Source organism: Okeania sp. SIO2B9, from assembly GCF_010672505.1.
Taxonomy (GTDB): Bacteria; Cyanobacteriota; Cyanobacteriia; order Cyanobacteriales; family Microcoleaceae; genus Okeania; species Okeania hirsuta.
Genome location: NZ_JAAHGK010000852.1, coordinates 1 through 3,434, shown reverse-complemented (window position 1 = coordinate 3,434; position 3,434 = coordinate 1). Strand labels below are relative to the sequence as shown.

At 33.2% G+C, this 3,434-nt stretch carries 2 protein-coding genes; both read left to right on the top strand.

Going from position 1 to position 3,434, the window contains the following annotated elements; translation table 11 throughout:
• The first annotated feature begins 846 nt into the window (after window positions 1-846).
• Entirely contained in the window at window positions 847-2,091 is a 1,245-nt protein-coding gene (locus F6K13_RS24470; protein ID WP_124143984.1) for an NAD(P)/FAD-dependent oxidoreductase, read from the top strand.
• Window positions 2,092-2,285: 194 nt separating this feature from the next.
• Window positions 2,286-3,434: HTTM domain-containing protein (locus tag F6K13_RS24465; RefSeq protein ID WP_287288646.1), on the top strand; the 1,149-nt coding region annotated here is incomplete at its 3' end.

The window sequence follows — 3,434 nt, the reverse complement described above, 5'->3', positions numbered from 1 at the left end:
TATTTTGGATTTACAAAAATTTTTGGGGCGTGAAATACAATGGTTAACAGATTAAATGCGATCATATTGATTTTAATTTGGAGTGTTGATGTATATCGGTTGAAGAAATATTTCAGTAAAACCAAACATGCGGTCGATGGAGGTTAAAACAAGCTCTACTATCATATTAAAACTTTGGGTTAGGTGTTAGGGTATGAAAACAATAGTGGCAAGGAGAATTCTGAATAGTAAAATTGGTTAGGTACTAATACATTTTGCTCTGACAAAAAGTTTTATATGACTTGATTCAAAAATATAATTATAGCAATGCGCTTTCAGGTACTTACAACTTAGAGTTATTAAGTGCAATCTAGAAAAGATGTACAAAAAATAATGCGTAAATATGCCAGAGTAAATTGCTATACCTGTAAAAATTTTGAAGTTAATTTAAAAAAAATTACCGAATAATTAAGATTTAAAGCCTCTCCTTTAAAGGAGAAAAAAGAAAAAAAATTATTTTGAGTTAATTCTCTTTTTTTCAAGGAGAGTTAATAATTAATAATTAATAATTAATAATTAATTATTAATAATTAATTGTTGAAGGCTGCTTCCTGAAAATTTTCATATCGGGATTTGTCAGGAGTAATTTTTATAGAATAGGTAAAAAATCGGCGCTGGTAAATTAGGGTATGATATTAATCTTAATTATTTAGGAGTCAGGAGTCAGGAGTCAGGAGTCAGGAGGGAATAAAGAAAAAGAAATAAGGAATAGAAGGGGAAAGTTTTTTGTTCGCGCTCTTATCCGGACAAGATATCATACCTCTTTTCACCAACGCCAAAAATCAATAATTATCAATATTAAAAGCTGTGGAAACTGGAAAAATATCTGAAACAGTCGAAGGAAGTAATGTAGCTACAAAAATTTGTATTTTAGGCGGTGGCTTCGGCGGTCTTTATACAGCATTGTATTTACAAAGCTTTCGGGGATTTAAACATAAAAACTGTCAAATAATTTTAATAGATTCACAGGATCATATTGTGTTTACTCCCTTACTTTATGAGGTGATTACAGATGAACTTAAAACTTGGGAAATAGCTCCATCTTTTGATAAATTACTCAAAAATAAAGACATTCAGTTTTGCCAAGACACGGTTGAAGATATTGATTTAAAAACTAGTCAAGTTAAACTTTTAGAGGGAGGAAATTTGCCTTATGATTATTTAGTTATTGCTGTGGGTGTCACTAATGGAAAAATACCAAATGGTGCAGAAAATGTTTTGACATTCAGAACTTTAGCTGATACTCAACGCCTCGAACAAAAGTTACAAAGTTTGGAAAATTCTAGCCAAGAAAAAATTCTGGTAAGTATTGTAGGTGGGGGTCCGAGTGGGGTAGAGTTAGCAGGAAAAATAGCAGATAGATTAGGGAAAAGGGGAGAAATACGTCTGATAGAAAGAGGAAAGGAAATTCTGAAAAGTTTTACTCCTGCTACTCGGAAAAATGCTCAACGAGCTTTAGATAAAAGAAATGTTTTAATCAGTTTACAGACAGGTGTGAATGCTATTGAAACTGACAAAATCACTATTTTGCAAGCTGGAGAAACTGCTGTTATCCCCACCGATTTAATATTATGGACTGCGGGAACTCAAATGAGAGAGTTGGTGAAAAATTTGGATTGTTCTCATAATTCTAGAGGTCAACTTATTTGTGAGCCAACTTTACAGTTAGTGGACTATCCAGAAGTATTTGCATTAGGAGATGTTGCGGAGATTTCATATCCCAATAATCAACAACTTCCAGCAACAGCTCAAGTTGCTTATCAACAAGCAAGTCAAGCAGCAAAAAATCTGTGGAAAACTTTAAATAATAAACGCCCAAGACCGTTTCATTATTTACATTTGGGAGAGATGATTACTTTGGGGATGAATACGGCAGCTATTTCTAGTTTTGGTATTAGTTTATCTGGCTCTTTTGCTGCTTTGGTTAGGTTAGGAGTTTATATTCAAAGATTACCTACTTTATCTCACAAATTTAAAGTTATTCGCCATAGATTACAAGTTTGGTGGCAACATTTATTTGGCAAATCAGCTAGTCACAAAAAATTGAGATAAATAGATAATTTATAATTTTAATACAGTCAATAACTATAGCATTTTCAAATGATATGTCAAACAAGAATTAGTTATTTGCTAACAGTAAAAAGTTCGGCAAACCTTCTTACCTGTTGCCTGTTGCCTGTTGCCTGTTGCCTAAAAGCAACCATGTTTTTTACGCAACTCAAATGAAATTACTATAAATAATTAAAATGACAGTAAGTATGGAAAAGGAAAAAAATAATTTAGGTGCCACACTGGAAAAATTGTTTGGTTTAGATTTGCGATCGCTTGCCCTATTTAGAATAGGGTTAGCGTTAATAATTATCACAGATTTAATTATCCGTGCTGGAGATTTAACAGCTCATTATAGTGATGCTGGAGTATTGCCTCGAACATTACTCAAGGAAATTTCAAGTCCTTTGTATTGGTCAATAAATTCAATTAGTGGTGCAGCTTTTGTACAGGGGTTAATTTTCTTATTTGCAGGATTAATAGCTATAGCTTTGTTAGTAGGATATCGAACTAGATTAGCAACTATTGCTATGTGGGCGTTTATTATTTCTATTCATAATAGAAATCCTACCCTGATTTTTGCTGGAGATGATGTATTAAGGGTGCTACTTTTTTGGTCAATGTTCTTACCATTGGGAGCAAACTATTCAATTGATAGTGCATTGAATTCATCAACAGAAAAATTACCGAAACGTATTTGTTCTGCTGCTACTTTTGCATTAATGGCACAAATGGTGCTTATTTACGCAGGTTCAGCAGCATATAAAACAAAAAGTGAATTATGGTGGCCTGATGGAGATGCTGTCTATTATTCTTTGAGTTTTGATGGGTATGCTACAACATTCGGGCAATTTTTACTAAGTTTTCCTCAGCCTATATTAAAGTTACTAACCTGGGCAGCTCTTTGGTTTGAATGGTTAGGACCTTGGATGATTTTTATTCCTTTTGGAATTACGTTTTTCCGTTCCTTTGCTGTTGTTTCATTTATTCTTTTACATATTACTTTTGGTTTGTGTTTTACTATAGGAATATTTCCTTTTTTAAGTATTGTTAGTTGGTTGGCTTTGATTCCTACACCAGTATGGGATAATTGGCAGGAAAAAATTAAGACAAATGAACGGCAAGGATTAAAGATTTATTATGATAAAGACTGTGGATTTTGTAAGAAAGTTGTTTATCTGCTACGCACTTTTTTGATTTTACCGGGAACGCCATTAACGACTTGTCAAACTGATGAATCTATCTATGCTGATATGCAGGATAAAAATTCTTGGGTAGTGGTAGACTGGCAAGAAAATCGACTTTTTATTGGTTGCCCTGTCTCATCGATCCGCGTTTCTGGGTTA